The following is a 2172-nucleotide window of genomic DNA, read 5'->3' as shown; positions in this document are numbered from 1 at the left end:
TATCCTGTACAAGCTGTACCAAAATTCAATATCAGGCTACAGTAAAGCTCCACGGGGTCTTTCCGTCCTGTCGCGGGTAACCTGCATCTTCACAGGTACTATAATTTCACCGAGTCTCTCGTTGAGACAGTGCCCAGATCGTTACGCCTTTCGTGCGGGTCGGAACTTACCCGACAAGGAATTTCGCTACCTTAGGACCGTTATAGTTACGGCCGCCGTTTACCGGGGCTTCGATCAAGAGCTTCGCGTTAGCTAACCCCATCAATTAACCTTCCGGCACCGGGCAGGCGTCACACCCTATACGTCCACTTTCGTGTTTGCAGAGTGCTGTGTTTTTAATAAACAGTCGCAGCGGCCTGGTATCTTCGACCGGCATGGGCTTACGGAGCAAGTCCTTCACCCTCACCGGCGCACCTTCTCCCGAAGTTACGGTGCCATTTTGCCTAGTTCCTTCACCCGAGTTCTCTCAAGCGCCTTGGTATTCTCTACCCAACCACCTGTGTCGGTTTGGGGTACGGTTCCTGGTTACCTGAAGCTTAGAAGCTTTTCTTGGAAGCATGGCATCAACCACTTCGTCATCTAAAAGACAACTCGTCATCAGCTCTCGGCCTTAAGATCCCGGATTTACCTAAGATCTCAGCCTACCACCTTAAACTTGGACAACCAACGCCAAGCTGGCCTAGCCTTCTCCGTCCCTCCATCGCAATAACCAGAAGTACAGGAATATTAACCTGTTTTCCATCGACTACGCTTTTCAGCCTCGCCTTAGGGACCGACTAACCCTGCGTCGATTAACGTTGCGCAGGAAACCTTGGTCTTTCGGCGTGGGTGTTTTTCACACCCATTGTCGTTACTCATGTCAGCATTCGCACTTCTGATACCTCCAGCAAGCTTCTCAACTCACCTTCACAGGCTTACAGAACGCTCCTCTACCGCATCACTTACGTGATACCCGTAGCTTCGGTGTATGGTTTGAGCCCCGTTACATCTTCCGCGCAGGCCGACTCGACTAGTGAGCTATTACGCTTTCTTTAAAGGGTGGCTGCTTCTAAGCCAACCTCCTAGCTGTCTAAGCCTTCCCACATCGTTTCCCACTTAACCATAACTTTGGGACCTTAGCTGACGGTCTGGGTTGTTTCCCTTTTCACGACGGACGTTAGCACCCGCCGTGTGTCTCCCATGCTCGGCACTTGTAGGTATTCGGAGTTTGCATCGGTTTGGTAAGTCGGGATGACCCCCTAGCCGAAACAGTGCTCTACCCCCTACAGTGATACATGAGGCGCTACCTAAATAGCTTTCGAGGAGAACCAGCTATCTCCGAGCTTGATTAGCCTTTCACTCCGATCCACAGGTCATCCGCTAACTTTTCAACGGTAGTCGGTTCGGTCCTCCAGTTAGTGTTACCCAACCTTCAACCTGCCCATGGATAGATCGCCCGGTTTCGGGTCTATTCCCAGCGACTAGACGCCCTATTAAGACTCGCTTTCGCTACGCCTCCCCTATTCGGTTAAGCTCGCCACTGAAAATAAGTCGCTGACCCATTATACAAAAGGTACGCAGTCACCCAACAAAGTGGGCTCCCACTGCTTGTACGCATACGGTTTCAGGATCTATTTCACTCCCCTCTCCGGGGTTCTTTTCGCCTTTCCCTCACGGTACTAGTTCACTATCGGTCAGTCAGTAGTATTTAGCCTTGGAGGATGGTCCCCCCATATTCAGACAAAGTTTCTCGTGCTCCGTCCTACTCGATTTCATGACTAAGAGATTTTCGCGTACAGGGCTATCACCCACTATGGCCGCACTTTCCAGAGCGTTCCGCTAATCTCAAAGCCACTTAAGGGCTAGTCCCCGTTCGCTCGCCACTACTAAGGGAATCTCGGTTGATTTCTTTTCCTCAGGGTACTTAGATGTTTCAGTTCCCCTGGTTCGCCCCTTACACCTATGTATTCAGTGTAAGGTAACCATCTTATGATGGCTGGGTTCCCCCATTCAGACATCTCCGGATCAAAGTCTGTTTGCCGACTCCCCGAAGCTTTTCGCAGGCTACCACGTCTTTCATCGCCTCTGACTGCCAAGGCATCCACCGTATGCGCTTCTTCACTTGACCATATAACCCCAAGCAATCTGGTTATACTGTGAAGACGACATTCGCCGAAAATTCGAATTTCTCAA

General features: G+C 50.8%; 1 rRNA gene. It reads right to left on the bottom strand.

Annotation, left to right across the window (positions count from 1 at the left end):
- A 23S ribosomal RNA gene (locus tag TV75_RS20855) occupies positions 1-2107 on the bottom strand; the annotation flags it as partial.
- Positions 2108-2172: the final 65 nt, after the last annotated feature.

This window comes from Rossellomorea aquimaris, from assembly GCF_000935355.1.
GTDB lineage: Bacteria > Bacillota > Bacilli > Bacillales > Bacillaceae_B > Rossellomorea > Rossellomorea aquimaris_B.
This window is presented reverse-complemented; position numbering and strand designations above follow the sequence as displayed.